The organism is Mycobacterium sp. IDUB_39, assembly GCF_055419205.1.
Map to the genome: position 1 here is coordinate 398,429 of NZ_JBVAXF010000002.1, position 24,888 is coordinate 423,316.

Annotated in this window: 23 protein-coding genes; 7 read left to right on the forward strand and 16 right to left on the reverse strand. The window is 65.8% G+C overall.

All coding sequences use genetic code 11. The features are described from left to right. Nucleotides 1–47: 47 nt before the first annotated feature. The 7 genes from ACZY0X_RS08160 to ACZY0X_RS08190 form a co-directional block, all read right to left on the reverse strand. On the reverse strand, nt 48–872 hold the full coding sequence (locus ACZY0X_RS08160; protein WP_463769268.1) for an MBL fold metallo-hydrolase: 825 nt from the start codon (nt 870–872) through the stop codon (nt 48–50). Beyond that, a complete protein-coding gene (locus ACZY0X_RS08165) occupies nt 872–1,795 on the reverse strand; it encodes a 2-hydroxyacid dehydrogenase (RefSeq protein ID WP_463769270.1) in 924 nt (307 codons plus the stop codon). The genes ACZY0X_RS08160 and ACZY0X_RS08165 overlap by 1 nt, the downstream gene beginning before the upstream one ends. Continuing rightward, a complete protein-coding gene (locus ACZY0X_RS08170; protein ID WP_463769272.1) occupies nt 1,792–2,088 on the reverse strand; it encodes a nitroreductase family protein in 297 nt (98 codons plus the stop codon). The genes ACZY0X_RS08165 and ACZY0X_RS08170 overlap by 4 nt, the downstream gene beginning before the upstream one ends. A gap of 117 nt (nt 2,089–2,205) precedes the next feature. Beyond that, nucleotides 2,206–2,886, reverse strand: coding sequence for an SDR family oxidoreductase (locus ACZY0X_RS08175; RefSeq protein WP_463769274.1), 681 nt, complete (start codon nt 2,884–2,886; stop codon nt 2,206–2,208). 106 nt (nt 2,887–2,992) lie between these two features. Continuing rightward, nucleotides 2,993–4,210 (reverse strand): SfnB family sulfur acquisition oxidoreductase, encoded by a 1,218-nt coding sequence (locus ACZY0X_RS08180; protein WP_463769276.1) that lies wholly within the window; start codon nt 4,208–4,210, stop codon nt 2,993–2,995. Beyond that, a complete protein-coding gene (locus tag ACZY0X_RS08185; RefSeq protein WP_463769278.1) occupies nt 4,207–5,394 on the reverse strand; it encodes an LLM class flavin-dependent oxidoreductase in 1,188 nt (395 codons plus the stop codon). The genes ACZY0X_RS08180 and ACZY0X_RS08185 overlap by 4 nt, the downstream gene beginning before the upstream one ends. A 9-nt stretch (nt 5,395–5,403) precedes the next feature. Further along, nucleotides 5,404–6,855: an LLM class flavin-dependent oxidoreductase gene (locus ACZY0X_RS08190; RefSeq protein WP_463769280.1), complete on the reverse strand. Its 1,452-nt coding sequence runs from the start codon at nt 6,853–6,855 to the stop codon at nt 5,404–5,406. Between the two features lie 157 nt (nt 6,856–7,012). Here ACZY0X_RS08190 and ACZY0X_RS08195 point away from each other — a divergent pair, with 157 nt between their 5' ends. Next, entirely contained in the window at nt 7,013–7,228 is a 216-nt protein-coding gene (locus ACZY0X_RS08195) for a dodecin (RefSeq protein ID WP_241403292.1), read from the forward strand. 3 nt (nt 7,229–7,231) lie between these two features. Here ACZY0X_RS08195 and ACZY0X_RS08200 read toward each other — a convergent pair whose 3' ends face one another. The 4 genes from ACZY0X_RS08200 to ACZY0X_RS08215 all read right to left on the reverse strand — a co-directional run bounded on the left by ACZY0X_RS08200 (nt 7,232) and on the right by ACZY0X_RS08215 (nt 12,793). Beyond that, nucleotides 7,232–8,302: an aldo/keto reductase gene (locus tag ACZY0X_RS08200; RefSeq protein ID WP_463769282.1), complete on the reverse strand. Its 1,071-nt coding sequence runs from the start codon at nt 8,300–8,302 to the stop codon at nt 7,232–7,234. A 57-nt stretch (nt 8,303–8,359) separates the two neighbouring features. Next, a complete protein-coding gene (locus ACZY0X_RS08205) occupies nt 8,360–9,166 on the reverse strand; it encodes a glycoside hydrolase family 16 protein (RefSeq protein ID WP_463769284.1) in 807 nt (268 codons plus the stop codon). Nucleotides 9,167–9,231: 65 nt separating this feature from the next. Continuing rightward, nucleotides 9,232–11,250 carry an MFS transporter gene (locus tag ACZY0X_RS08210; protein ID WP_463769286.1) on the reverse strand — a complete coding sequence of 673 codons (2,019 nt, stop codon included), beginning with the start codon at nt 11,248–11,250 and terminating at the stop codon, nt 9,232–9,234. Between the two features lie 478 nt (nt 11,251–11,728). Then, nucleotides 11,729–12,793: an aldo/keto reductase gene (locus ACZY0X_RS08215; RefSeq protein WP_463769288.1), complete on the reverse strand. Its 1,065-nt coding sequence runs from the start codon at nt 12,791–12,793 to the stop codon at nt 11,729–11,731. 140 nt (nt 12,794–12,933) lie between these two features. On the opposite strand from ACZY0X_RS08215, the gene ACZY0X_RS08220 reads away from it, so the two are divergent. Continuing rightward, nucleotides 12,934–14,316 carry an MFS transporter gene (locus ACZY0X_RS08220; protein WP_463769290.1) on the forward strand — a complete coding sequence of 461 codons (1,383 nt, stop codon included), beginning with the start codon at nt 12,934–12,936 and terminating at the stop codon, nt 14,314–14,316. A gap of 29 nt (nt 14,317–14,345) precedes the next feature. Here the strand turns inward: ACZY0X_RS08220 and ACZY0X_RS08225 are convergent, their stop codons facing one another. The 3 genes from ACZY0X_RS08225 to ACZY0X_RS08235 are packed head-to-tail and all read right to left on the reverse strand — an operon-like array spanning nt 14,346 to nt 17,611. Continuing rightward, nucleotides 14,346–15,641 (reverse strand): amidase family protein, encoded by a 1,296-nt coding sequence (locus tag ACZY0X_RS08225; protein ID WP_463769292.1) that lies wholly within the window; start codon nt 15,639–15,641, stop codon nt 14,346–14,348. Continuing rightward, nucleotides 15,638–16,987 (reverse strand): MFS transporter, encoded by a 1,350-nt coding sequence (locus ACZY0X_RS08230; RefSeq protein ID WP_463769294.1) that lies wholly within the window; start codon nt 16,985–16,987, stop codon nt 15,638–15,640. The genes ACZY0X_RS08225 and ACZY0X_RS08230 overlap by 4 nt, the downstream gene beginning before the upstream one ends. Before the next feature lie 24 nt (nt 16,988–17,011). Continuing rightward, nucleotides 17,012–17,611 (reverse strand): flavin reductase family protein, encoded by a 600-nt coding sequence (locus ACZY0X_RS08235; RefSeq protein WP_463769296.1) that lies wholly within the window; start codon nt 17,609–17,611, stop codon nt 17,012–17,014. Between the two features lie 181 nt (nt 17,612–17,792). Here ACZY0X_RS08235 and ACZY0X_RS08240 point away from each other — a divergent pair, with 181 nt between their 5' ends. Genes ACZY0X_RS08240 through ACZY0X_RS08250 form a run of 3 tightly spaced genes read left to right on the forward strand, consistent with a single transcriptional unit; the run spans nt 17,793 to nt 20,414 of the window. Further along, nucleotides 17,793–18,407, forward strand: coding sequence for a DUF1989 domain-containing protein (locus tag ACZY0X_RS08240; RefSeq protein WP_463769298.1), 615 nt, complete (start codon nt 17,793–17,795; stop codon nt 18,405–18,407). Between the two features lie 4 nt (nt 18,408–18,411). After that, the gene (locus ACZY0X_RS08245; RefSeq protein ID WP_463769300.1) at nt 18,412–19,548 is read left to right on the forward strand and encodes an oxidoreductase; all 1,137 of its coding nucleotides are present in this window, start codon (nt 18,412–18,414) and stop codon (nt 19,546–19,548) included. After that, nucleotides 19,545–20,414: a polysaccharide deacetylase family protein gene (locus ACZY0X_RS08250; protein WP_463769302.1), complete on the forward strand. Its 870-nt coding sequence runs from the start codon at nt 19,545–19,547 to the stop codon at nt 20,412–20,414. The genes ACZY0X_RS08245 and ACZY0X_RS08250 overlap by 4 nt, the downstream gene beginning before the upstream one ends. Before the next feature lie 6 nt (nt 20,415–20,420). Here the strand turns inward: ACZY0X_RS08250 and ACZY0X_RS08255 are convergent, their stop codons facing one another. Next, nucleotides 20,421–21,983: a helix-turn-helix domain-containing protein gene (locus ACZY0X_RS08255; protein ID WP_463769304.1), complete on the reverse strand. Its 1,563-nt coding sequence runs from the start codon at nt 21,981–21,983 to the stop codon at nt 20,421–20,423. Between the two features lie 107 nt (nt 21,984–22,090). Here ACZY0X_RS08255 and ACZY0X_RS08260 point away from each other — a divergent pair, with 107 nt between their 5' ends. Together ACZY0X_RS08260 and ACZY0X_RS08265 are read left to right on the forward strand one after the other, a co-directional pair. Beyond that, the gene (locus tag ACZY0X_RS08260; RefSeq protein WP_463769306.1) at nt 22,091–23,527 is read left to right on the forward strand and encodes a cytosine permease; all 1,437 of its coding nucleotides are present in this window, start codon (nt 22,091–22,093) and stop codon (nt 23,525–23,527) included. Between the two features lie 100 nt (nt 23,528–23,627). Then, nucleotides 23,628–23,981 carry a nuclear transport factor 2 family protein gene (locus ACZY0X_RS08265; RefSeq protein WP_463769308.1) on the forward strand — a complete coding sequence of 118 codons (354 nt, stop codon included), beginning with the start codon at nt 23,628–23,630 and terminating at the stop codon, nt 23,979–23,981. A gap of 15 nt (nt 23,982–23,996) precedes the next feature. Here ACZY0X_RS08265 and ACZY0X_RS08270 read toward each other — a convergent pair whose 3' ends face one another. Continuing rightward, complete coding sequence (locus ACZY0X_RS08270) at nt 23,997–24,857, reverse strand: cyclopropane mycolic acid synthase family methyltransferase (protein WP_463769310.1); 861 nt, start codon at nt 24,855–24,857, stop codon at nt 23,997–23,999. Between the last annotated feature and the right edge of the window lie 31 nt (nt 24,858–24,888).

Here is a 24,888-nt window from a genome sequence, read left to right on the forward strand (position 1 = left end):
TCCGGCCGGACAGGACCGGTTTCCTCGCTACTGGAAGGCGCAGGCTTTCACGCGTCGTCGAGCAGGGCCCAGGACCCGGCGTCAGCGGCGACGAGGCGCTCGGCGATGCCGGCCTCGTCGAACGCCGTCCGGACGTCGTCGATGCTCTCGCTGTAGATCGACCAGCCCGCGATGTGGGCTATCACCACTCGTGGCACGCGCAGCACCGCGGTGACGTCGGCTGCCCGCGGTCCCGTCAGCGTCAGTGGGCGGCCCTGGTTCTTGGTCGGTAGCCGCGACGCTCCGGCGAACAGCACCGCGACGTCGATGGCCGGGAATCGGCCGGCGATCTGGCTGACCGGGACCATCGACGCGTTATCGCCGCTGACGTACACCGTGGGAAGGCCCGCGGATTGCAGAATGAACCCGGTGACCTCGGCGTTGACGTGTCCCGACGCGTCACGCATTCCGTCCAGGGGGCCGTGCACGGCCGGCACCGCGGTGACGGTGATGACACCGGTGCCGTCGGCGCGGGCGAGTTCCGTGCTGTGCCACGTCGGCAGTCCGACCGCAGGCGCACCGAGGCGCTCGGCGGCACCGGGTCCGGTGACGATGGTGGGAACCGCGGTGGTGGCCCATCGGCGGCCGGCGATGTCGAGATTGTCGTTGTGGTCGTCATGGCTGAGCAAGACGGCATCGACGTCACCGAGGTCCGCGACGGCAACGGCCGGTGATGTCAGCTTGGCCATGGTGCTGTAGTCGCGCGGGTCGTCGAACGTCGGATCGGTCACGAAACGCGTTCCGGCGTAATCGATGACGACGGTGGGACCACCGACGACTCCGACGGCGAACGGGTGGCGGGCGGCGCTGATCGCGCTGGAGGTGGTGACCATCAATGCTCCTCAGGTGCTCCGGGGCCGGACACCAGGTTCGGTGGTTGCCCGCCGTCGGCGTGGACGATGATCTGGTCGCGAGCGATCGCCCATGCCCGTTCCGAGGCGCCCGCGGTGCTCCCCGCCACGTGTGGAGTCAACAGCAGGCCGGGCGCGGACCACAACGGATGGCCTGTGGGCAATGGCTCGGGATCCGTGACGTCGAGTGCGGCGCGGAGCCGGCCGGACGTCAACTCCTGCACGAGTGCGTCGGTGTCCACGGCCCCGCCTCGACCGGCGTTGACGACCACCGCGCCGTCACGCATCTTGGCGAGGAAGGCGGCGTCGATGACGTGATGGGTCGCTCGGTTCCCAGGCAACATCGCCACCACGACGTCGGCGTCCGGCAGAAGGCCGCCGACGTCATCGAGCGCGTGGACACCTGGTCTGGCACGTCGGCCGACCAGGGTGACCTCGGTCTCGAACGGGGCGAGCCTCGACGCGAGATTGACCGCCAGATCCCCGGCCCCGAGGATGACGACCCGTTTGCCGATCAGTGTCTCGGTGTCCCTGGGGTCCCAAACACCCTCTGACTGTCGTTCGTTGAACAGCCGCAGATCCCGGTAGATGGCAAGGAGTACGGCCACAACCCACTCCGCCGTCGACCCGCCGTGTGCCCCGCGTCCGTTCGACAACATGACTCCGTCGGGCAGGAGTGGGAGCCACTGCTCGTAACCGGCGTTGAGGGTCTGGACGAGACGCAAGCCCGGCAACTCGGCGAACCTGGCACCGACGGCCGGGGCGTTCTCGTAGCCGACCACGACAACGGACGCGTCCCGGTGGCCGTCTGGCCATGGATCGCCTGGCTCGTAGCGGACCGCGGACAGCTTGGGTGATCCGCCCAACACCTCCAGGCCGGTGTCGTCGGGTACGAGGACCTTCACCAGCGACCCCGATGCACGACCTCTGAGAGGGGGCGACGATTCGGCTTGGAGATCGGTTGGATCGGACGGTCCGCGGGTGCCGAGGCGATGTGACCTGCACCCCGCCACACCGTCGAGAGTTCCTCCAGCTGATGCCGGTCGGTGACGATCACGAAGTCCCAGTGCTGGCGGTTCGACGCAGACGGTGCCCGCCATCCTGCCTCGGCTATGCGATCCAGCTCGGCGTCCGGAATGGGCTCAGGCAGGTAGCTTCGTACGTTCCTTCGGGAACGAATGGCATCCCAGGCTTCCATCTCGACCTCCGTTTCGCGCGGCAGACTCCAACTCGGCCCGTAACCACCAACCAAGTTCTGGCGTCAACTATTTCGTCGTACTCTGTGGGTTACCTGTGTGGGCTGATACCCGAGGTGTCACCGAGGTGATGCGGACAACTGCGCCTTGACGTTTCGCGACAGGTCGTCAGCGAGGATCTCAGGTTGACCGGCGAACAATCCGTCGAGCGCCTGCTTGGCGACCACAGCGGGGTCGATCTTCTGGTCCGCCGGAATGTAGCTGACCATATCGGTGTCCATGTAGCCGACGTGCAAAGCGGCGACGTGGATTCCCCTGGGCGCCAACTCCTCACGCGTTGCATCTGTTAGCGCCCACCCGGCGGCCTTCGCGGCCGAGTAGGCGCCGCTGGAAGCTGGGTGCAGCCAGGACAGGACCGACAGCACGTTGAGAAGTGATCCACCACCGTTGCGTTCAATGACCGGTGCGAAGGCCCGAATGACGTTGAGCGTGCCGAAGTAGTGGGTCTCCATCTCGAGACGGATGTCGTCCAGCGATCCGTCGAGCAGCGTGGCCCGTGTCGAGACGCCGGCATTGTTCACCACGACGTTGACGTCGCTGGCCTGTTCGGCGGCGCGGCGCACCGACTCGGGATCGGTGATGTCCAGCTGGATGGGTACGACGCCCGGGAGGTCGATCGTCTCGGGTCGGCGCGCACCCGCGTACACCTTGGCGCCGCGCTCGAGCAGGTCGGCGGCGAACTTCCGACCCAGGCCGCGGTTGGCTCCGGTTACTAGAGCGGTGACATTCTCGGTGGTCATTGTGGGGCTCCTTCGACTGCACTGGTTAGGTCCTGCCGATGAGAACGCAGTTGACTGCGGTTTGAGTCCCGACGCAGTCGGTTATTGCAGCTAGCGGGAAGTCGCGCTACACCTGACCGTGGCGTGGTGGCCGCGTACCGGACAACGTATGGCGACCGATGTGCTGCAGCTTCCAGCGGGTCGCGTCGTGCAGCGTGTGGGTCCGCGCGTCCCGCCAGTAGCGGGACAGGTTGTCACCAGCCGTCGCGCTACGGGTGCCGCCGAGCTCGAACAGCAGGCTCGAGGCGTCCAGCGCGGCGCGCGCGGCAGCGACCTTGGCCACCGCAACCGCGACTGACGTCTCGGCGGCCGAGTCCTCGGTGAGGTCCGCCCGCGCCGCGTCGAGCTGGCGGGCCGCTTGAACTAGAAGTGCTTGCGCGCCACGTACAGTCACCGTCAGTTCCCCCGCGACCTGAATCAAGGTCGGGTCGTTGACCGCGGAGTCGACGTGCGCCTCGAAGTGGGGCCGGGCCTTGGCAGCCTGCCGAACACCCTCGGCCAGAGCTCCCGTCGCGATGCCGACATCGATTGCAGCGTGCAGTAATTGAGCGTGCGCTCCGTACACGGTTGGCTGATCGAAGATGGGGGAGAACGGCACGACATGATCAGCAGGGACCTGGACGTCCTCGAGCACGACAGTGCCCGAGGCGGTGGTCCGCTGCCCCATACCGTCCCAGTCGTCGACGATCTCGAGGCCCGGCGCATCGCGGGGAACGAAGGCGATGGCCTTCGGTGTGGTGCACGTGGGCACATCCTCGGAGCCGTCGGCCAACGACGCACGGACTATCAACCAGTCGGCGAAGAGCGCTCCGGTGCAATAGAACTTGCGGCCGGTCAGCGCGTAGCCGCCGCCGGTGCCGGTGAGTGTCGTGACGTCGACGTTGACGGCGTGCGGACCACGCTCGGTCTGGGCGTTGGCGAACAGCGCCCCGTCACGCACCAGATGAAAGAAGAACTCCCGCTGCGCATGCGTGCCCTGCAGTCGCAGTGCCTCCAGAAAGGTGTAGTGCGAATGCGGAATCTGAGCGAGCGACGGATCGGCGTGGGCCAACAGACGAAACACCTCGGCCACGGTCGTCGCGGGTGCCTCGATACCACCGTGTTCGGCGGGTATCGACAGTGCCAGCAGCCCAGAGGACTTCAGCGCCTGCACCTGATCGTGTGGCAGCGTGCGCCCGGCGTCGCGGGCGCACGCCTGCTGGGCGAAGTCGATCGCCAGGCGCTCGGCGACGAAAGTGGCGTCACCAGCCGACGACACCCGGTCCGCGACGGCGGGCGTACTCACCTCCCCGCACTCACAATCGGGCTAGCGCCGACGAACGGGATCGAAGCCGGTGTCGCATCGACGCGACCACCGTCGAAGAGACCGCGCTGACGCAGAATCGGCACCACGCCCTCGCCGAACCAGAACAGCTCCTCCAGGTGTGGGTAGCCCGAGAAGATGAACTCGTCGATCCCGATCTCGGCGTACTCGGCGATCCTGTCGGCGACATCGGTGTGGCTGCCGACCAGCGCGGTGCCCGCGCCGCCGCGGACCAGCCCGACGCCCGACCACAGGTTGGGCGCGATCTCGAGGCTGCGGGCGTCGTGCCACGAACCGTCGGCGCGGTTGGCCTCGTGCAGTGCGAGCATCCGGCGCTGCCCCTCGGACTGGCTGCGGCTCAGCCCCGCCTGCGCGTTGCGGACGGTCTCCTCGTCGAGCGCTGCGATGAGTTTGTCTGCCTGCGCCCAGGCCTCATCCGCGGTGTCGCGCGAGATGGTGTGAAGGCGGATGCCGAAACGGATGCTGCGGCCCTGCGCGTCGGCCTCCCTGCGGATCCACTCGATCTTCTCCCGCACCGCCGCCGGTGGTTCGCCCCACGTCAGGTAGACGTCGGCATGGCGCGCCGCGACGGGGCCGGCGGCAGCCGAGCTGCCGCCGAAGTACAACGGCGGCAAGGGGTTCGGCGGGGTGGCCAGCGATGCCTCCTCGACCTGGATGTGCTTTCCGTTCGCCGTGACCGTCTCACCGGCCCACAACCGCCGGACCACGTCGAGGAACTCGTCGGCTCGCTCGTAGCGCGCGTCCTTGTCGAGGTGATCGCCGAACGCCCGCTGCTCGTGCGCCTCGCCGCCGACGACGACATTGAGCAGGATGCGGCCGGGGGCATGACGGGCGAACGTGGCGGCCATCTGTGCGGACAACGTGGGGCTCACCAGGCCGGGCCGGAAGGCCACCAGGAATGCCAGCGACTGGGTCTCGCGCGCAAGCAGGGCGGCGGTGACGAAAGCGTCCTCACACCACGCACCGGTCGGGATGAGCGCACCGGTGAAACCGAACGTCTCGGCCGCCCGCACGATGGAGGCCAGGTAGTCGACCGAGGCGTCGCGGTCGCTGTGCGCGACTCCCGCGGGTGTGCCGTGGCCACCACCGACGATCAGTCGGCTGTCGCCGTAGGTGGGAAGGAACCAATGCAGCTTCACAGACATGGCAGGCACCTATCGGCCGCTCGCCGGCTGGGAAGCCAGCGACGATGAGGAGGAGGGGACGGTGGACGGGCGCTCGATGATCGTGGAGGCGGGGCCCCCGACACGGTAGCCGGCGCCGCGGTGCTCGCCGGGTAGTCGATCACCTCGGCCGAAGAGCTTGTTGCGCAACGTACCTGGCGTGTACTCCGGTTGATATGCGCCTCGCTCCGTCAGTACTGGTACGACATGGTCGATGAAGTCGACGAACGAACCCGGCGTAATGGCGTAGGCCAGATTGAAGCCATCGACGTCGGTCTCCTCAACCCACTCCTGCAGCACGTCAGCGACACGATGACCCGAGCCGACGATCAGCGGTCCGATCCCGCCGATCTTGCCCCACGTGGCGATGTCCTCGACAGCCCATTCGCCACCGTCGGGGTCCGCGGACTGGAACGCCTTGACCGCCGACAGGATGGCGTTGGAGTCGACGTTGCCGATCGACTCGTCGAGGCCGTAGCGCGCCAGATCGACGCCCATCCAACCGGACATGAACACCAGCGCACCCTCGGGATCCCCCCACGACAGGTACTCGGCGTGCTTGGCGTGCGCCTCTTCGTCGGTTTCGGCGGTGATGACCGTCGTCAGGTTGAAGATCTTGGCCGCGTAGGGATCTCGGCCGGCGATCTCGAGCTCACGCCGAATGGTGCCGACGGTCTCGCGGAGGATGGCCTTCGTTGGCGCGGCGGTGAAGATGGCCTCGGCGTTCTCGGCGGCGAACCGCACACCGCGCGGTGACGCCCCGGCCTGGAAGATCACCGGGGTGCGCTGGGGTGACGGTTCGGACAGATGGATGCCCGGAACGCTGAAATGCCGTCCCTCGTGGCCGATGTGATGGACCTTGTCCGGGTCGGTGAACACGCCGCGTTCGCGATCCCGGATCACCGCACCGTCCTCCCAGGAACCCTCCCAGAGCTTGTAGAGCACCTCGAGGTATTCGTCGGCGTGGTCGTAGCGGGCGTCGTGGCCGGGTTGATCGGACTGACCCATATTGCGCGCCGCGGCGGGCAGGTAGCCGGTGACCACGTTCCAGCCGACACGCCCCTTCGTCAGGTGGTCGAGTGTGGAGACCCGCCGCGCGAACGGATAGGGATGTTCGAACCCGGTTCCGGTGGTGATGCCGAAGCCCAGATGCTCAGTCACCAGGGCCATCGCCGATACCAGCAGAACCGGATCGTTGACCGGAATCTGCGCGGCCTGCCGGATGGCGGCCTCGTCGCTGGCACCGTAGATGTCGTAGGTGCCCAGCACGTCGGCGATGAACAGCGCATCGAATCTGCCCCGTTCGAGGAGCTTCGCGAGATCGGCCCAGTAGGACAGGTCCTTGTACTCAGCGGACCGATCCTGCGGGTGTCGCCACAGGCCAGGGGACTGGTGGGCGACGCAGTTCATGTCGAAGGCGTTTATGCGGATGGTGCGGCTCACTGGCCACATCTTCGGGGCTTCGCCCCCCAAGGGCACGGGTTACATTCCGGACGATTTCAATCCGACCCTCGTGCGTCTATCCGGTGTGGGGCCGAGCGCCCGGTGAGAGGCTGAGATCGCGGCAAGATCTCAGCCGTCCCGACAGAGAGGCGTCCCCATGAGCGAGCACATCTATCGCGTGGTCGAGATCGTCGGCAGCTCACCAGATGGCGTCGACGCAGCGATCACCAACGCGATCTCCCGCGCGTCGCAGACCCTGCGCAGTATCGAGTGGTTCGAGGTGGTCTCCACCCGCGGGCACGTCGAGAACGGCTCGGTCGGGCACTTTCAGGTGACGCTCAAGGTTGGGTTCCGTCTCGAGGAGACCGCCTAGCAGTTACACGTCGGAGCTCTCGCGCCACAGATCGATGCCGGAATCCGATGCGTATCGGTCGATTTCGCGGAGTTCATCCGGGGTGAAGTCGAGGTGGGCCAGGGCGCCAAGGTTCTCGTCGAGCTGAGCGACGCTGGACGCGCCGACGAGTGTGGAGGCCACCGTGGGGTCGCGCAGCACCCAGGCCAGTGCGAGCTGTGCGAGCGACTGACCACGGCGCTCGGCAATCGCGGCAAGGCCGCGAAGGCGGTCGCGGACCTCTTCGGTCACCACGTCGTCGTCGAAGGTCGGACGTGTCGTCGCGCGTTCGACGTCGGCCGCGGGCTGCTGCAGGTAGCGGTCCGTCAGCAGGCCTTGGCCAAGCGCGGTGAATGCGATCGCTCCCATCCCAGCCTTGGCGAGTTCGGTGGTGAGACCGCCCTCGATCCACCGGTTGAGCAGCGAGTACGACGGCTGGTGAATCACCAGGGGAGTGCCCAGCCGCCGGGCGATGGCCGCCGCCTCCGCGGTCTTGGTGGGCGAGTACGAGGAGATGCCGACGTAGCGTGTCTTTCCAGCGCGGACGGCGGTGTCCAGCGCCCCGATCGTCTCGTCGAGCGGGGTCGTCGGGTCGATGCGGTGCGAGTAGAAGATGTCGACGTAGTCGAGCCCGAGCCGCTGCAGTGACTCGTCGAGGCTGGCGAGCAGATAGGCGCGGCCGCCGAGCTGACCGTAGGGCCCCGGCCACATGTCCCATCCCGCCTTGCTCGAGATGATGAGTTCATTGCGATAGGGCTTGAAGTCGCCACGCAGCATCCGGCCGAAGTTCTCCTCGGCCGAACCGTATGGCGGTCCGTAGTTGTTGGCCAGGTCGAAGTGGGTGATACCGCGATCGAAGGCGTGCCGCAGTACCTGCCGTTGCACGTCGAAGGGCCGGTTGTCGCCGAAGTTGTACCAGAGTCCGAGGGAGATGGCTGGCAGGAGAAGCCCGGACGAGCCCACCCGTCGGTACGGCATGGTGGCATAGCGCTCCCGGGCGGCGACCCAGGGATCGTGGGTGAACGGAACGTCGGAGATCACCAGGTCGTCGGCCATGGGGCTATCGTAGTCAGCCGGAGGCGATGCGTCGAAAGTCTTGTCCGAGAAGGGGTCTCACCAGACGCGAACCCAGTCGACCAGCATTTCCGCGGGATAGGTACCGCCCCTGGGATCGCCACCACCGGAACCGGCCACCGCGAGATTCAGTATCGGAAAGAGCGTGTAACCGGGGGCGTTGAACGGCCAATCCGGCAGAGCGCTGGCTGGTACGTCGAAGTACGGCTGCGCGCCATCGACGTAGTCCTTCCAGAAGCGGATACCGGCGGTATCCCACTGGGCACGCCACGTGTGCCACCCGCTGTCCACCGCCATCGTGTGGCTCTCGTGTTCGCCACCGTTCAGTTTCGCGTGGACGGTGGTGCCGGGCGCCCAGCTGCCGTTGCCGTACCACTCCATGATGTCGACTTCGCCGCCGTTGACGGGGTCGTTGTTGGCCAGATACCAGGCGGGCCAGGCCCCGGGGGTGAGGCAGTTCAGCTTGATTCTGGCTTCCCAGGTGGTGCCGATGGGGCCCCTGTAGCGGCCGAAGAGCTTGCCGCTGTAATACGTGTCGCCGTCCTTTGCGGCGCGGAAGACGAGGTTCGAATTGCCGTCGAGGAAGACGTTCCGCCGATCGTCGCGGTACTGCCCGACATTGCCGGGCAGCTCCCAGTAGGTCGGGTCCTCCATATCCTCTCGGGCCAGCGCCACCTCCCATTTCGAGGCGTCGGGGGCCGAACCGGCCTTGCCATCGAACTCGTCGCGGAAGAGGTAGGTGGTGCCACTGGGCGGCGCGGCTCCCGCGGTCGGCAGCGGTACTGCGGCGGTCAGCGCGGCGAGACCGGCCAGTGACATCGCGTTGCGACGATTCATGTCAGGCATCCAACCAGGTAAGCGGGTATGTGGGCCGAGCGCAAACGGGTGCGATGACCGTACGCATCGGCGATCTATGAATTCGACCGGGCGCCGGCGTAGATAACCTCCGGGAGCTGGCCATCTGCGATATCGGGGCGCTCGGGAATGACGAGCACCGGAGTGTTGGTGTGTGCGATGACAGCTGCGGCGACGCTGCCCTGCAGGTGTCCCAGGAGCCCGCTGCGGCGGTGCGGCCCCAGCACGATCAGGCTGGCGTTGTGTTCGTCGGCGGTCTCGACGATGCCCTTCCAGGTCGGCGCCGCCTCAACCGCCTTGCTGCACGTCGCAAATCCGGCCTCAGCGGCCAGCGACGCTCCGTGGGCAGCGGTCTGCTCGGCGGCGCGCCGTACCTCGCTGGCGCGGTCGGCGTCGAAGTGTCTCCCATCGGTCGGAGTGAATCCGACGTCGACGGGCTGCCAGACGCACACGACCAGTGCGTCTCGCTGCTGCGCCAGCTGGGCGGCGGCCTGCGTTATCGCGAACGCCGCGAGTTCGGAACCGTCGTAGGCGAAGAGCACCGGTCGGGTTGAGTCCGCGGTCGCGTGCGCAGTGGCTAGCACGGGTCGCGGGGTGTGCTCGGCAGCAGTTTCGGCGACGGGCGAATTGCGCCGGAGCCGGGCCAGCAGTGGTGGTGAGTACCAGGCAGGGGAGTCGCCGTCCAGGAACTCATCGAGGTCGGGGCGCTGCGGTCGCGCGCCGCTCAGCACGTAGATCGCCACCCCGAAGACGGCGCCGCCGACCGCGAGCCCGAAACCGATCCACAGCGCGTAACCGGTCCCGGTGTTCAGGTCGGCCGCGGCTGTCACCGCGAAGTGCGCGAGTATCGGCGCCACCATGAACGCGGCCACGGCCCGCAGGAGTTCGATGATCGCGAAGACGCGCTGCAGGCTCGCTGACTGCAGCGAGAATCCGGCGACGAACAGCGCGGGTGCCACGGTGGCGCCCAACGCAAGTCCGGTCAGCGCCGCGGCGATCAGGACGAGGGGCTGGTTGGCGGGAAGGGCGATCCGGAACACCAGGATCCCGGCCGCGAGCAACGCCATCCCGACCAGTGGCAGGTAGTGCATCGCACGTTTGTTGATGACGAACCCGAACACGAAAGCCATCACGATGGCGCCCCCGAGTTCGGGCAGATACAGCAGTCCCACCCGGACAGGGCTGTAGGTCTGCAGCAACACGTTGGCCGTCAGCGCGGTCGCGGCGACCGATGCCGCTGCGGCGAAAAGTGCGACGCCGACGCCGGCGACCGGGATTGAACTGGTCAGCATCGTGCGAACGGTCAGCAGGGGACGCCGAGCCCTGAACTGATAGACGACGAGCACCACGATCAAGGCCAGACCGCCGAACAGCGGCACGGTCACTGCCGCGTCGGTGAACCCGTGGGTGGTGAGCTGCGCGGCGCCGATGAAGCCGGCAGCGCAGCCAACCGCGGCGAGCCCGATCGCCCACAGGTCACGCGGGGCGTCGCGGTCTGCCGGAGGCGCGTCGTCGAATGTCAGCAGGGCCATGACGAGGGCCAGCAGTGCGACCGCGGCGACGATCCAGAACAGGGGCCGCCATGCGTGCGCCTCGGCCTGCGCGCCCCCGACGAACGGGCCGAGGGCGACCGCCCCGAACACGCACATGTTCATGATCACGGCCGTGTGGCGCAGTTTGTCCTTCGGAAAGCCGATGGTCAGTGACGGCGCTGCGGCGATCAACAACATGCTGGTCGCCAGGCCCTGCAGCACGTGTCCGGTGACGAACACGCCCGCGTTCGGTGCCGCCGCTGCCAGCACCGACCCGACGACGAGCACAACGGCGTAGACCAGCAGCATTCTGCGCTGCGGCAGGTGCTGGGCGAACTGAACCGCGAGCACCGTCCCCACGGCGTAAGCCGCATTGCCGAGACCCGAACTCAGGCTCAGCTCCTGGGCGCTCATGTGCAGTTGCTCGGAGATTATGGGTACCAGCGGCTCGAAAGCCGCGGACAGTGCCAGGTAGGGAATCAGTGCGAGTGTGACCATGGCGGCCACCGCCGGGTAGCGCCCGGCCAGCGGTCCTTGCCGCATCAGCGGCGCCCGAAGCTGTGAATTAGCTGGCAACGTTGCGTCAAAGTCAGATGGTGCGGTCGCGAGATCAGTTCAGGCACGTGGTCCTCCAACCCCATTGAGGCGAACTTCATTCCCGCAGGGCCGATCGAGTCGTCCGTCGGGTCCGAACTGGGTCGCGAATAGTGAACGCAAAAGGCATATTTCGCGCAATTGTGATCGCAGTAACAGCGCCGTCACCGATGCGACGGCTTCATCGTATCGGTGAACCCGAGTCGAGGCGCGGCCGACCTCCAGTCACGTGCTGATGGGCGTTGACTGAAGTGTCGTTACGGACGCTAAATAGCTGCGTGGGTGTGTTCTGGGGTCGGCCGTGACTGCAATGTCAGTACGGGGAACGGCGCCCACCGCTCGGTGAACACCGCTCCCGCTGGGTCGACGTCCAAAACCTTTACACAACAAGGCATTCGAGAGTAAGGAAGCGACTCACCGTGCCGAGTTATGCGGTCCGGCGGCGCCTCGAGAACGGATCGGTCAACGACGGGGCCTGATAGCCCTGATCGGCTCGAGAGATCGTTGAACCCGGTGGCACGATCTCGTCGATCTTGTCGAGGATGTCCACCGACAGCGTGACGTCGGCTGCGCCGAGCTGGGATTTCAGATGGTCAAGGGTGCGCGGACCGATAATCGGCGCGGTGACCGCCGGATGCTGCATCACGAAGGCGAGCGCGAGGTGAATCAGCGAGATGCCGGCGTCGTCCGCGAGCTGACCGAGTGCATCGGCCGCGTCCAGTTTGAGCTTGTTCTCGGGGCTGGACATGTCGTACCGGCCGGGAATTCGGTTGCGGCGCCGTGATTCGGGCAGCTCCTTGTCCTTGCGGTAACCCCCGGACAGCCACCCGCCGGCCAGCGGACTCCATGGCAGCACCCCCATGCCGTACTCCTGCGCCACCGGCAGGACGTCGGCCTCGATCCCGCGTACCAGCAGCGAATAGGGCGGCTGTTCGGTGACGAACCGGCCGAGATTTCGCCGTTCGCTGACCCATTGCGCCTGGACCATCTGGTGGGCGGGAAACGTCGACGAGCCGAAGGCGCGGATCTTGCCCTGCCGCTGCAGATCAGTGAGCGCCCCCAGCGTCTCATCGATATCGGTGTCGGGGTCAGGGCGATGTATCTGGTAGAGGTCGATCCAGTCGGTGTTCAGTCGACGCAGGCTGTTCTCGACCTCGTGGATGATCCAGCGCCGCGAGTTTCCGCGCTTGTTCGGGTCACCCACCGTGCCTGCCGGCGCATCGAGGGGAACACCCATCTGGATGTTGACCTTCGTGGCGAGAACCACATCGTCACGCCTGCCGCCGGCGAGTGCCTTGCCGACGATGATCTCCGATTCGCCCTGCGAGTAGACGTCGGCGGTGTCGATGAAGTTGATGCCAGCATCCAGGGCAGCGTGGATCGTAGCGATCGATATCTCGTGATCGGGTTCGCCCCAACCCCCGAACATCATTGCGCCCAGACATAGCGGGCTGACCTGGATTCCGGTGCGTCCGAGGCTGCGGTACTCCATGGGAGCGACTGTACGCCTGCGTCGGGCGAGTTCATGATCACTGATCATGAGTCCGAAAGTCCTCTGCGACCGTTCGATTCGGGCACTCTGAACGCTCTAAGTGCCTCGAACACAGGAGTCGATCAGCTACCGTTCGGCGAATGAGTGATGGTCCGCCGACATCCAGCAAGCTGTCCACCCAGACTGGCCCGACTCGCGCTCCGACGAGCACCCGGCGGGCGGTGCTCAACACCGTCAAGGGGTCCGCGGGAAACCTCGTCGAGTGGTATGACGTCTACGTCTACACGGTGTTCGCCTCCTACTTCGAGGCGCAGTTCTTCGATGAGAACGACGAGAACGCAACGGTGTACATCTTGGCGATCTTCGCCGTAACCTTCCTCATGCGACCGGTCGGATCCTGGTTCTTCGGCCGCTACGCCGACCGGCGCGGCCGCAAGGCCGCCCTGATGCTCAGCATCACCATCATGTCGACCTGCTCCTTCGTCGTGGCAGTCATGCCCACCCGCGAGATCATCGGATGGTGGGCGGCAGTCATATTGCTGATCGCGCGGCTGGTTCAGGGATTCGCCACTGGCGGGGAGTACGGCACCTCAGCGACGTATATGTCGGAGGCGGCCACCGCGAATCGGCGCGGTTTCCTGTCGTCCTTCCAGTACGTCACCCTTATCGGCGGTCACGTTCTCGCGCAGTTCACCCTCCTCATCGCGCTGCAGTTCCTGGATACCGAGGACCTCAAAGCCTGGGGATGGCGGATAGGCTTCTTCATCGGTGGCATCGCCGCCCTCGTGGTGCTCTGGATTCGCCGCTCGATGGACGAGTCGCTCAGCGAGTCGCACCTGGAGGCGATCCGCGAGGGCAAGGACCAGGACGCGGGATCCCTGAAGTCATTGTTCACCGTGCACTGGCGCCCCCTGCTGCTCGTCTTCCTCATCACTGCGGGTGGCACGATTGCGTTCTACACCTACAGCGTCAATGCGCCCGCAATTGTCAAGTCCACCTTCGGATCCGACCGGGCGATGACTGCGACATGGGTCAACCTGCTGGGCCTGATCGTCCTGATGCTGCTTCAGCCCGTTGGCGGCATGATCAGCGACCGGGTTGGCCGCAAGCCGCTGCTGATCTTCTTCGGCGTCGGTGGCGTCCTCTACACCTACTTCCTTCTCACCTTCCTGCCCAAGACCACCTCAGCGATCACGGCGTTCGCGCTACTGATCGTCGGCTACGTCATCATCACCGGTTACACGTCGGTCAACGCGATCGTGAAGGCCGAGCTGTTCCCGGCCGAAATCCGCGCTCTGGGAGTGGGATTGGGCTACGCGCTGGCGAACTCCGTATTCGGGGGTACCGCACCGATGCTCTACCAGGCATCAAAGCCCGACCACATCACCCTGTTCATCATCTACGTCACGGTGGTGATCGGCGTGAGCCTGCTTGTCTACATCTTCGGTCTGAGGAACAAGGGGGAGACAGTGCTCGATCGCGAGCAGGGCAGCGCCTGGGCGGTGCCTGCTCCTTCTCGATGATCGGCACCGTCGGCTTCCGCACGGCCCTGCTATCCGACAGCCTCGGTGAACCGTGATGCGCAGGCCAGCAGCGCGCTGTCCCGTCCGCCGGGCGCCGATACCAAGAGTCCGTGCGGCAGCGGCCCGCTGGGACCGCGCAGCGGCAGGGTCACGCCACAGGCGCCCAGATAGCTCAGCATCATCGTGGTTCGTAGTGTGCTGGCATTAGCCGCGTCGTACAGCTCATCAGAGGCGAGCAGATCGTCGATCTGTGGCGGCTCGTGGCGGACCGTCGGGCAGAGCAGCACCGCGCCGGCGAGTTCGGCGGAGAACTGCCGGCGCAGTGCGGGCATCGCCGCCCTCAGTGAGTCCGCCGCCGCCCGACTGCCCGCATTGCGGCTGAGTCGTCGGAGGGTGGCGGGTTCGATACCGGCCGGTGCGGACAGGAGATGGCCGTACGCGGCGTAGGCATCGGCGCCGACGATCGTGCCGTGCGTGTCGATGAGCAACTGGGCGTGCGCCAGTGACGGCAGCTCAGCTGTCTCGATGGGCACGCCGTCGGCCCGCAGTCGCTCGACCGCTGCGGCGAACGAGGTCCGCACACCGGGGGTGCAGTCGTCGACCCACTCACCGACCGGAACCACGGCGCGAACCGTCGCGGGCCGTGCCGGGTCGCCGTCGCGCGCCATCAGACGGTCGAACACGCGAATGTCCTCGACTGTTCGCGCGATCACTCCCACACTGTCTAGCGTGGGAGACAGTGCCCGGAAATCGTTGCGTCCGTAGCGGTTATGACTCGCCCGGAATCCGACGCATCCACAGAACGCTGCCGGAACACGCACCGAACCCGAGGTGTCGGTCCCAACGGCCAATGGCGCTATGCCGACGGCGACGGCGACCGCGGCGCCGGAGGAGGACCCGCCTGGTACCCGTGCGGGATCCAGTGGGTTGACTGGCGTGCCGAAATGCTGGTTGATCCCCAGTCCGGAGAACGCGAACTCACTGAGATTGGTTTTGCCGACAGTTACCAGGCCCAGCTCGTGCGCGCGGCGGACCAGGGTGCCGTCGGCCACCGCTGGCGGTCGGTTGCCCAGGGATGACGACCCGCATGTGGTGACGGTGCCCTCGACGTCGAACAGGTCCTTCCACACGATCGGGATGCCATCCAGCGGGCTGCGCAGCCCGCTGGTGCGGCGGCGATCGTCGCTGGCGGTGGCGTCCCGGCGCGCACGCTCTTCGGTGACGGTGATCATCGTCGACCGGCCTGCCGCGGTCTGGGAGCTGACGAGAGCCTCTTCGCAGCGATCTCGTGCGCTGAGTCGGCAGATGGACGGACCCGTCGTCATGGTCGCAACGCCTGTGATGTGGCGGCGTCCTGCGCCGGCGCCGAGGTCTCCGACAGTGCACGGCCACGAGTTTCCTCACCGAGCAGCAGCGTGACGATGAGTCCCACGACGTTCACCGCCGCCAGCAGCCACATCACCCCGGCGAGCCCAGTGCCCGTGAGTATTAACGGCAGAACAAACGTGCTGATGGCCGAGCCGATACGGCTGATAGCAACCACGGTTCCGGTCGCGGTGGCGCGCACAGCCGTCGGAAACAGTTCGTTCGGATAGATGATCTCGATGAAGTTGCACGAGCCGGAAACGATCGCGTACACCGCGAGGCCTGCGAACAACAGCATCGCGGGCGCGGTCGGGTTGGCAGCCATCAAGACGAACGTCGCACTCATCGCTGCGAACGTCCAGATGAGCAAGGGCTTGCGCCCGATTCTGTCTACCAGGAGCAGCCCGGGTATCCCGCCGACGAGAAACAGTGTGCTGATCAACAGTTCGACAACGTATACGTTGTGCCCGCTGATGCCGATTTCGCTGATGATGTCGGGTCCGAACGTATAGACGGCGAAGAGCGGTATGACATGGGCGGTGAAGAAGACGCCGACGAAGATCACCCGGCGCAGGTATATGCCCTTGAAGATCGCCGAGAACTGGGTCGTAGCCACCTCGTTCTCGATGAGCGAGATGTCGGCGTCCGGTCCCCATACCTGTTGGCAGACCTGTTGAGCCTCTGCAATTCGGCCCTTGCTGATCAGCCATCGCGGAGACTCCGGAGTGCCCGCTCGCAGCAGCAGCGTGATGACTCCGAAAACCGCGGGACTGGCCAGCATGTACCGCCACGCATCAGGACCGGTGGACGACAGTATCCAGCCGACAGCGGCGGCCGCGGCGGCGCCACCAGCCCACACCACGAAGAGAGAGCCCAGTAGACGTCCGCGGTAGCGACTCGGGATGAACTCTGCCAGAAGCGAACTGGCGATGGGGTAGTCCGCTCCGATCGCCACTCCGAGCAAGAAACGCAGGACGACGAGTTGCCACACGTCGGTGGCGAAGGCGGAGATGACCGAGACGACGACAAGAACGGTCAGGTCCGCGACATACATCACTTTGCGGCCCACCCGGTCGGTGACGTAGCCGAAGATGAGTCCGCCGAAGAAGATGCCGAGCAGTGCGGCGGCGCCGATCAGCCCGACGTCGACAGAATCAAGTCCCAATTGCGGTTTCATGCTCACCAGTGCGATGCCGATGATCGTGAGCGCGAAGCCGTCCAGGAATGGTCCGCCGGCCGAGAACAGGGTGAGGCGTTTGTGGAAGGTGGTCAACGGGCCGTCGTCGATCAACGAGGGGTGGGACATGACAACTCCTATCGTGGGGTCGGGTCAGGGGTGGATGAGCGGGACAATGCGGGCGAAATGCGCGGCGGTGCGTGCCAGGGGGTTGACCCGCTGGACGTCTATGCGGCCGTCGGCGCCGAGGACTCCTGAGGCGATGTGAAACGCCACGACTTCACCGATGATCAGCTGGTCACTTCCGGGCGTGAGGGAGCTGTGCAGGTGGCATTCGAGGCTGATGGATGCCTCGGCAATGCGCGGGGCACGAACGTGACGGCAGGGCACGGGGGTAAGCCCGGCGAGGGCGAATTCATCCACTTCTGAGGCGAAGGGCGTGCTGGTCGCCTCCACCTCGGCGGCCAGCTCCGCAGAGGCAATGTTGATGACGAATTCACCTGTGGCGGAGATGTTCTCGGCCGTGTCTTTCTGTCGACCGTCTTCATGAGGCTCCAGGCTCAGCAGCACCATCGGTGGTGCGGAGGAAACCACGGTGAAGAAGCTGAACGGCGCCAGGTTGTTCACGCCCATCGGGCTGATGGTCGACGTCCATGCGATGGGCCTCGGCACCACACTCGCCTTGAGCAGGCCGAAGGCCTTCGCGGGCGAGATGTCGCTGCTGTCGACGACGACCATGTCGGAGGTTTCCATGGTGGCTCCTGAGGTGGCGTCACTGCGTTGTTCGCGCGACTGTGACCACGGACACTATGGAGCCGCGCGGCACCCTGGGCATGGATGAACATCCATCAGATCCATCGATCCGCTGGATCAACCACCATGGCAGGGTAGGTGGTCCGGCACTTGAATGGGTGTCATGGAGCTGATAAACGCAATGTCCCGACTAGCGGTCCCCGCAGGCGCGGGGCGAGCCGTGCGGGTGCGGCGCGGCGAACACGTGCGGGTGATCGACGTCGAAGGCGGGCAGGTCGGAGACGTGTTCGCCTTCTCGGCCGCCGATTCCGGCGAGTACCTGTCCGCCTCGCATACGAGGACCTCGACGGGGAGGCTGTTCCCGCGGGTCGGTGAGCAGTTCATGACCAACCGGCGGCGGCCGATCCTGACGCTCGTCAGCGACACCTCGCCGGGTGTCCACGACATGCTGATCGCAGCGTGCGACCCGGCGCGTTACCGCGCACTGGGCGCCGAGCAACATGACTCATGCGCCGAGAATCTGCGGAATGCGTTGGCGCAGATCGGGGTTACCACAGATGTCGTTCCCCAGCCGGTGAACGTCTTCATGAACATCCCGGTCGACGCCGCAGGTGATCTCAGCTGGTTGGCATCCGTCAGTAGGCCGGGGGATGCGATGACGTTCGAGGCGGCGATGGATTGCACGATAGTCGTGTCGGCCTGCCCCATGGATCTCAACGCGATCAACGGCGTGCGCCCGACCGAGCTTGCCATCGCGATCACCGCCACGAATCCGATTACTCCCGAGGAGGTTTGATCCCATGCATTCCACTCATCCCGCGCTGGCGCCGCTACGAATCGGTGCGGTCGATTTGAAGAACCGACTGGCCGTCGCGCCCATGACACGCGTTTCCGCTACGCCCGACGGTATGCCGACAGATGAAATGGCGCGCTACTATCGCGAATTCGCGCGCGGTGGATTCGGCGTCGTGATCACCGAAGGCACCTACACCGACACCACCCACAGCCAGGGCTACCGCAACCAACCCGGGTTGGCGACCGATGCTCAAGTCGAGGGCTGGCGGGGAGTCACGGACGGCGTGCACGCCGAGGGGGTGCCGATCGTGGCACAACTCATGCATGCCGGTGCGCTGTCGCAGGGCAACTCTCGCGGCGTGGGGACGATCGGCCCGTCGGCGATCGCACCGCGCGGACAGATGCTCGACGAGTACGGTGGGTCGGGCGCCTGGCCGCTCCCACGGGCGATGCAGGGCGACGATATCGACTCCACTGTAAAGGGATTCGTCGATGCAGCCGCTCGCGCGCAGTCCGCCGGTTTCGACGGGGTCGAGGTCCATGCCGCGAACGGCTACCTGCTCGACCAGTTCCTCACCGTGTACACCAACACCCGTGACGACGAGTTCGGCGGAAGCGTCGCCAACCGAATCCGGTTGACCGGCCGTGTCGTCGCTGCCATCCGCGGGAAGCTTGGGGACGGCTTTCTGCTCGGCGTCCGGCTGTCGCAGACCAAGGTTAACGACTTCACCTACCGCTGGCCCGGTGGCGCCGCTGACGCCGAGACCATATTCGTCGCGCTGGCTGAGGCGGGCGCGGATTACCTCCACATCGCCAGCGAGGGACGCGATTTCATCGATACCGCCCGTCTTTCCGACGGCCGGACAGTGACTGGGTTGGCGCGCGAGGTCAGCGGGCTACCCGTGATGGCCAACGGCGGAATGCACGATCTGAATCAGGCGGCCGCGGTTCTCGACGGGAACCATGCCGATCTGCTGTCGATCGGACGTGGCGCACTGGCCAATCCCGACCTGCCGTCACGGCTGGCCGCCGGCGGCGAACAGGACCCATTTGACCACGCGATGCTCTCACCCATGGCGACGATCTCCAACGCGCGTGCGTGGCGCACGCGCACCACGGATCCGGCAGGAGCCCAGCGATGACGTCCCCTTGGCACGGCGAAGCCGCGGCAGTGGCGGCGCTGACCTTCGACGTCGACGCGGAAACCCCAATCCTCGCGCAGGGACGTCGCTATGCGGACCACATGATGACCATGTCGCATCAGTCCTACGGTCCCGACGTGGGCGTCCCACGGATCCTCGACATGCTCGATGAACTCGACGTACCCGCCACGTTCTTCGTCCCCGGATGGGTCGCCGAGCACCGGCCACGGTTGACGGCCTCGATCGTGGAGCGCGGACACGAGGTCGCCCACCACTCGTACAGCCACCGCTCACCGGTGACGCTCACCGCTGACGAAGAACGGGCCGACTTTGAACGGGCATTGGAGGTGTTCGCGGCACAGGACATCGAGATCCATGGCCACCGCGCGGCGCTGTGGGGTGCAAGCCGGCAGACCCCGAATCTCGTCGCTGAGCACGGTCTGAGCTATGACTCGTCGCTGATGGGTGATGACCGTCCGTACCGGATCGCCACCGAAAGACAGCCGATCGTGGAGTTGCCCGTGCATTGGTCGCTCGACGACTGGGAGCAGTACGCGTACCTACCTGATCCGCATATCGGATCGGTGATCGAGTCGCCGGTCAAGGTCGCCGAGATGTGGCGGGCGGAACTCGACGGCATGCGTCGTTATCAATGTCTGTTCAATCTCTGTGTGCACCCGTTTCTTTCGGGCCGACCAGGTCGAATCACCGCCCTGCGTGGGCTAATCGAGCACGCGCTGGGGCTCGGTGATGTGCGGTTCGCGCGGTGCCGCGATATCGCGGCGGCCGCGCATGCTGATCCGGATCTCGAGCCCCGCACGATAACGCCCCCGCCGGTCGCGCCCGACGTGTATCCCGACTACTAGGTATCGCTAGCTCAGACCGTCGGCTTCCAGCGCGAGGAACAAGTCCACTCGATCCTCCAGTCGGGTGACGTCGCGACCGGTGAGCTCGCCGATCCGTGCAACGCGGTTCCGCAGGGTGTTGACGTGGACGAAGAGATCGCCCGCGGTTGTTGACCAGTGCCCGTCGTTCCCGAGGAAGCTGCGAAGGGTGCGCTCCAGTTCGGTACCGTTCTGCGTGTCATGCGCGCGAAGCGGCCCAAGGATGCCATCGGCGAAGCGGCGCAACAGGTCCCGGTCGTGCAGACCAAGCAGCATCCGATGCGTTCCAACGTCGGCGAAGGTACCGACGGGGGAGCCGGTCGAACGGCGGCGAAGAACCTGGCACACCTCCCTCGAGCGGATCAGCGGCTCTCGCAGCTCCGTCGAGGCAGCAGCGAGGCCGCCGATCCCGACCACCGCGCGGTCGTGAGGGAAGCGGTTCGTCACCGCGTCGATCAGATGATGGGCCAGCTCGACGAGGTCGGCGGTCGTGCCGCTCCACGGAAGCACGACCACGGTGTCCTGACTTCCCACCACCACCACGGCCGGAATGCCCCGCCGGGTGAAGAAACCTTCGATCTCGTCGGTCGAGCCGTTGGGACGGACGCGGGACTCGCCGACGACCAGCGTGATAACCGCCAGCTGCGCCGTCGGATCAATACCGAAGGCCCGCAACCGCTCCGGTACCTCGGCGGCCCGATTGGCTCCAGACAGGATCATCTCCAGCAACTCGCTGGAGAACCGTGACTCGATCGCTTGCAGGGCTTGCTGTTTGGTGACCTCCAGGCTAAGGAACCTAGCTGCCTGCTCGATGGCTCCACGTTCCTCGGCGATGAGGTCGCGCAGTGGCCGCAGACAGAACACACCGGCATCGACGTCACCCATTGCGCCCTCGATGAGGAACAGCGACGCAATGCCAATGCCAGGGAGGTCAACCTCCAGCGGGGGCGGCCTACGCGCCAGCGCATCGGCCGCGGCGCGATTGACGCCGTCGTCGTCGCTGTCACCTGCAGCGCCGGCCAGCCGTCTGCCTAGGCGGTCCACCACCAGCAGTGGTAGATCGTGGTCGCGGCGCAATACCTCGAGCACCCCCTCGGCACCGCCGCCCCGGGAGATCGACATCGCCAGGGCGTTTCCACGGCGGACCAGGCCGGTGAGCGCGTCTTGGCGCCCCTCTCCCTGAATCCGCGCAGCCGCCTCGGTGATCGCGGTGAACGGCACGGCGATCGACACCGCCGCAAGCGGCAGGGCAGCCGCCGCGCACGCTTCGACGAGATCGCCCGGTGCCTCGGGGGTTTGCTCGGTGAGGCCGAAGATCAGACCCGAGGCTTGCGCGCGTTGCAGCGCTGCGACGAACTGGTCGGCCGTGACGGTGTCCCGCCACAAGCCATTGGTGAGCACTAGTTCGGTCGCCCGGATGTAAGGCGCAGGATTCGGCATTTCGGTGTTGTGCAACCACAACGCCTCACGCCGGACCTCGTCGCCGGCACCGGGAACCAGCAACGTCAACTCCAGCGCGGAGTCCCGCAGCAGCGCGTCCAAGCTCAGCACCGTGTGCTTACGTCCAATCAGATCATTTGTTAATGGATGTTTATACACTCGCTGACCTGGATTGGCGGTGTTTGGCTGAAGAAACCCCGCAGTGAGGAGCTACCGCGATGTCCACCGGTCCGATCGAAGCACCACCGACAACCGCTACCGCACCCGATGAAGGAGGCGTGCCGTTCGACGCGCACGGAATCGAGCCGATTCCGGACAGCAGTCGCGATTGTTCACCGTCCGAGCTGTTCTGGATCTGGGCAGGCGCGAACATCGCCCCGATCAACTGGGTGTTGGGCGCATTGGGCATCACATTGGGTCTCAGCCTCATCGAGACACTGTTGGTCGTGGTGCTTGGCAATGCCGTGGGATGTGCTGTCTTCGGAGCCTTCAATGTGATCGGTCACCGGACCGCGGTGAACCAGATGGTCCTCGGGCGGGCTCCGTTCGGCCGCTTCGGATCGGTCGTGCCGGGGGTGGTGCAGCTCCTGCTGACGATGGGCTGGGTCGGTGTCAATACGTGGGTGGTGCTCGACCTGGTCCTAGCGATCCTCGCGGAGTTCGGCGTGGCTGGCACGCTGTGGCTCGACTTCGCCGTGGCGGCAGGCATCATGGCGATCCAACTAGGTTTGGCCCTGTACGGGTTCTACGCGATCCGGAGTTTCGAGAAGTACACCGTGCCGCTGACCGTCCTGGTGATGGCGGCCATGACGGTGCTCGCGATGGCGACTACCGACGTCGACTGGACGCTGGCTGGCACCGCGGCGGAACCGGGCGAGAAGTTGACGGCTGTCACTCAGCTGCTCACCGCGATCGGCATCGGATGGGGGTTGACGTGGATTCCGTATGCCTCCGACTACAGCCGGTTCGTGCGGGTCGACGCCAAGCCGCGGGCCGTCTTCTGGTCGTCGACGCTCGGCATGTACATCCCGACGGTGTGGCTGGCCGCATTGGGCGCCTGCCTGGCCAGCGCCGGTGGCAGTAGTGACCCATCGAAGTTGGTGGTCAGCACATTCGGGGTGATGGCGATCCCCGTGCTGCTTCTCCTGATTCACGGGCCGATTGCCACCAACATCCTCAATCTGTACTCGTGCTCGTTGGCGGCACTGTCGATCGGGGTACGGGCCGCGCGGTGGAAGGTCACGCTCGTAGCCGGGTTGGTGGCGTCGGCGGTCCTGACGGTATTCGTCCAAGCCGATAGCTTCGCGCACGCCTTCGACAACTGGATGGTGTCGATTCTGGTCTGGATCAGCCCATGGGCGACGATCACGCTGGTCGACTACTGGGTGATCCGCCGCGGCGCCTTGGACGTCGAGTCGCTGTACACGCCGATCGAAGCATCGGATCATCCGAAGTACAACGCAGGCGGGCTGATCAGTCTCGCGGCGGGAATTCTCGCGGGATGGGCATGGCAGTACGGGCTGGTTCCGGCGATGCAGGGGCCGTTGGCCACCGCACTGGGTAACACCGACTTCTCCTGGCTGTCGGGCAGTGTCGTCGCCGGGGGACTGTATTACTGCCTTGCCCGTCGGCGGGACCCACACCGTCTCGGCTAACAGCGACGCATTACCTCTGAGGGAATCGACACGGTGACCTCGCTGCGACAAGACTCGTCCTCGTCAAGCTGAAAAGCCAACGCACGAGAGGAATTCCGTCATGAGCGACCTGGTCACCAACTATCTAGCCTGCTGGAATGAGGACGACACCGACGCGCGCCGCGCCCTGATCGACCAGCACTGGACTGAGACCGCGACCTACGTCGACCCAATGGCCGAGGTCACCGGACGCGAGGCACTGAACGCCACCATCGGAGCGGTCCGCCAGCAGTTCCCTGGCTTCGTCTTCACACCAATCGGCGAGGTCGACGCCCATCACAGTCAGGCGCGCTTCCAGTGGGGACTCGGCCCGGCCGACGCCGAACCGGTTGTCATCGGTTTCGACGTCGTCGTCACCGACGCAGACGGGCGATTCGAGCGGGTCCTCGGCTTCCTCGACCGCGTTCCCGGGTAGTGGTCGAACAGGTCCCTACTTCTCGAGGGTGAACTGGCAGACATCGAGGTACCCGCCGCGGAACAGGTCCGCGCAGCCGGTCAGGTACTTCATGTAGCGGTCGTAGACCTCCTGGGACTGGGCCGCGATGGCGGCGTCTCGATGTGCCTCCAACGCGGCCGCCCAGTGGTCGAGCGTCTTCGCGTAGTGCGGTTGAAGCGACTGCACCAGGCTCACCCGGAACCCGGCATGGCCGGCGCGGTCCTCGACCATCGTGACCGTGGGCAGCCGCCCGCCGGGGAAGATCTCGGTCAGGATGAACTTGACGAAGCGGGCCACCCTGAGCGTGATGGGTATGCCTAAGCGCGCGGCATCGGCCTGGGTTATCCCGCAAATCGTGTGCAGCAGCATCGATCCGTCGGCGGGTAACGCGTGGTAGGCCATGTCGAAGAACGCGTCATACCGCTCGTGGCCGAAGTGTTCGAGCGCGCCGATGCAGACGATCCGATCGACGTGACCCTCGAACTCCTCCCAACCCTGTAACCGCACCTCGACGGTGCGGTTCGTCGGGACCTTGGCGAGCTTGGCCGCGGCGTATTCGCGCTGTGAACGGCTCAGGGTCAGGCCGATCACGTCGATGTCGTGCGTCTCGATCGCGCGTTGCATTCCGCCGCCCCAGCCGCACCCGACGTCGAGCAGTGTCATGCCCGACTGGAGGTTCAGCTTGCCCAGTGCCAGATCGAACTTCGCGTTCTGGGCCTCGTCGAGGGTCATGTCATCGCGTTCGAAATACGCGCAGGTGTAAGCCATGGTGGGGCCCAGGAACAGCTCGAAGAACTCGTCCGAGATGTCGTAGATCGACTGCAGAGTCTCGTAGTGCGGACGCAGCACACCCATCCATCCGATGGTAGGCCGCGTTGCGGTGTCG

Excerpts from the sequence above, each read along its gene's own strand:
- ACZY0X_RS08160 (WP_463769268.1), bottom strand. The coding sequence starts at position 872 with ATGGTCACCACCTCCAGCGCGATCAGCGCCGCCCGCCACCCGTTCGCC.
- ACZY0X_RS08170 (WP_463769272.1), bottom strand. The coding sequence starts at position 2,088 with ATGGAAGCCTGGGATGCCATTCGTTCCCGAAGGAACGTACGAAGCTAC.
- ACZY0X_RS08175 (WP_463769274.1), bottom strand. The coding sequence starts at position 2,886 with ATGACCACCGAGAATGTCACCGCTCTAGTAACCGGAGCCAACCGCGGC.
- ACZY0X_RS08185 (WP_463769278.1), bottom strand. The coding sequence starts at position 5,394 with ATGTCTGTGAAGCTGCATTGGTTCCTTCCCACCTACGGCGACAGCCGA.
- ACZY0X_RS08195 (WP_241403292.1), top strand. The coding sequence starts at position 7,013 with ATGAGCGAGCACATCTATCGCGTGGTCGAGATCGTCGGCAGCTCACCA.
- ACZY0X_RS08200 (WP_463769282.1), bottom strand. The coding sequence starts at position 8,302 with ATGGCCGACGACCTGGTGATCTCCGACGTTCCGTTCACCCACGATCCC.
- ACZY0X_RS08205 (WP_463769284.1), bottom strand. The coding sequence starts at position 9,166 with ATGCCTGACATGAATCGTCGCAACGCGATGTCACTGGCCGGTCTCGCC.
- ACZY0X_RS08210 (WP_463769286.1), bottom strand. The coding sequence starts at position 11,250 with ATGCGGCAAGGACCGCTGGCCGGGCGCTACCCGGCGGTGGCCGCCATG.
- ACZY0X_RS08215 (WP_463769288.1), bottom strand. The coding sequence starts at position 12,793 with ATGGAGTACCGCAGCCTCGGACGCACCGGAATCCAGGTCAGCCCGCTA.
- ACZY0X_RS08220 (WP_463769290.1), top strand. The coding sequence starts at position 12,934 with ATGAGTGATGGTCCGCCGACATCCAGCAAGCTGTCCACCCAGACTGGC.
- ACZY0X_RS08225 (WP_463769292.1), bottom strand. The coding sequence starts at position 15,641 with ATGACGACGGGTCCGTCCATCTGCCGACTCAGCGCACGAGATCGCTGC.
- ACZY0X_RS08230 (WP_463769294.1), bottom strand. The coding sequence starts at position 16,987 with ATGTCCCACCCCTCGTTGATCGACGACGGCCCGTTGACCACCTTCCAC.
- ACZY0X_RS08235 (WP_463769296.1), bottom strand. The coding sequence starts at position 17,611 with ATGGAAACCTCCGACATGGTCGTCGTCGACAGCAGCGACATCTCGCCC.
- ACZY0X_RS08240 (WP_463769298.1), top strand. The coding sequence starts at position 17,793 with ATGTCCCGACTAGCGGTCCCCGCAGGCGCGGGGCGAGCCGTGCGGGTG.
- ACZY0X_RS08245 (WP_463769300.1), top strand. The coding sequence starts at position 18,412 with ATGCATTCCACTCATCCCGCGCTGGCGCCGCTACGAATCGGTGCGGTC.
- ACZY0X_RS08250 (WP_463769302.1), top strand. The coding sequence starts at position 19,545 with ATGACGTCCCCTTGGCACGGCGAAGCCGCGGCAGTGGCGGCGCTGACC.
- ACZY0X_RS08260 (WP_463769306.1), top strand. The coding sequence starts at position 22,091 with ATGTCCACCGGTCCGATCGAAGCACCACCGACAACCGCTACCGCACCC.
- ACZY0X_RS08265 (WP_463769308.1), top strand. The coding sequence starts at position 23,628 with ATGAGCGACCTGGTCACCAACTATCTAGCCTGCTGGAATGAGGACGAC.
- ACZY0X_RS08270 (WP_463769310.1), bottom strand. The coding sequence starts at position 24,857 with ATGGGTGTGCTGCGTCCGCACTACGAGACTCTGCAGTCGATCTACGAC.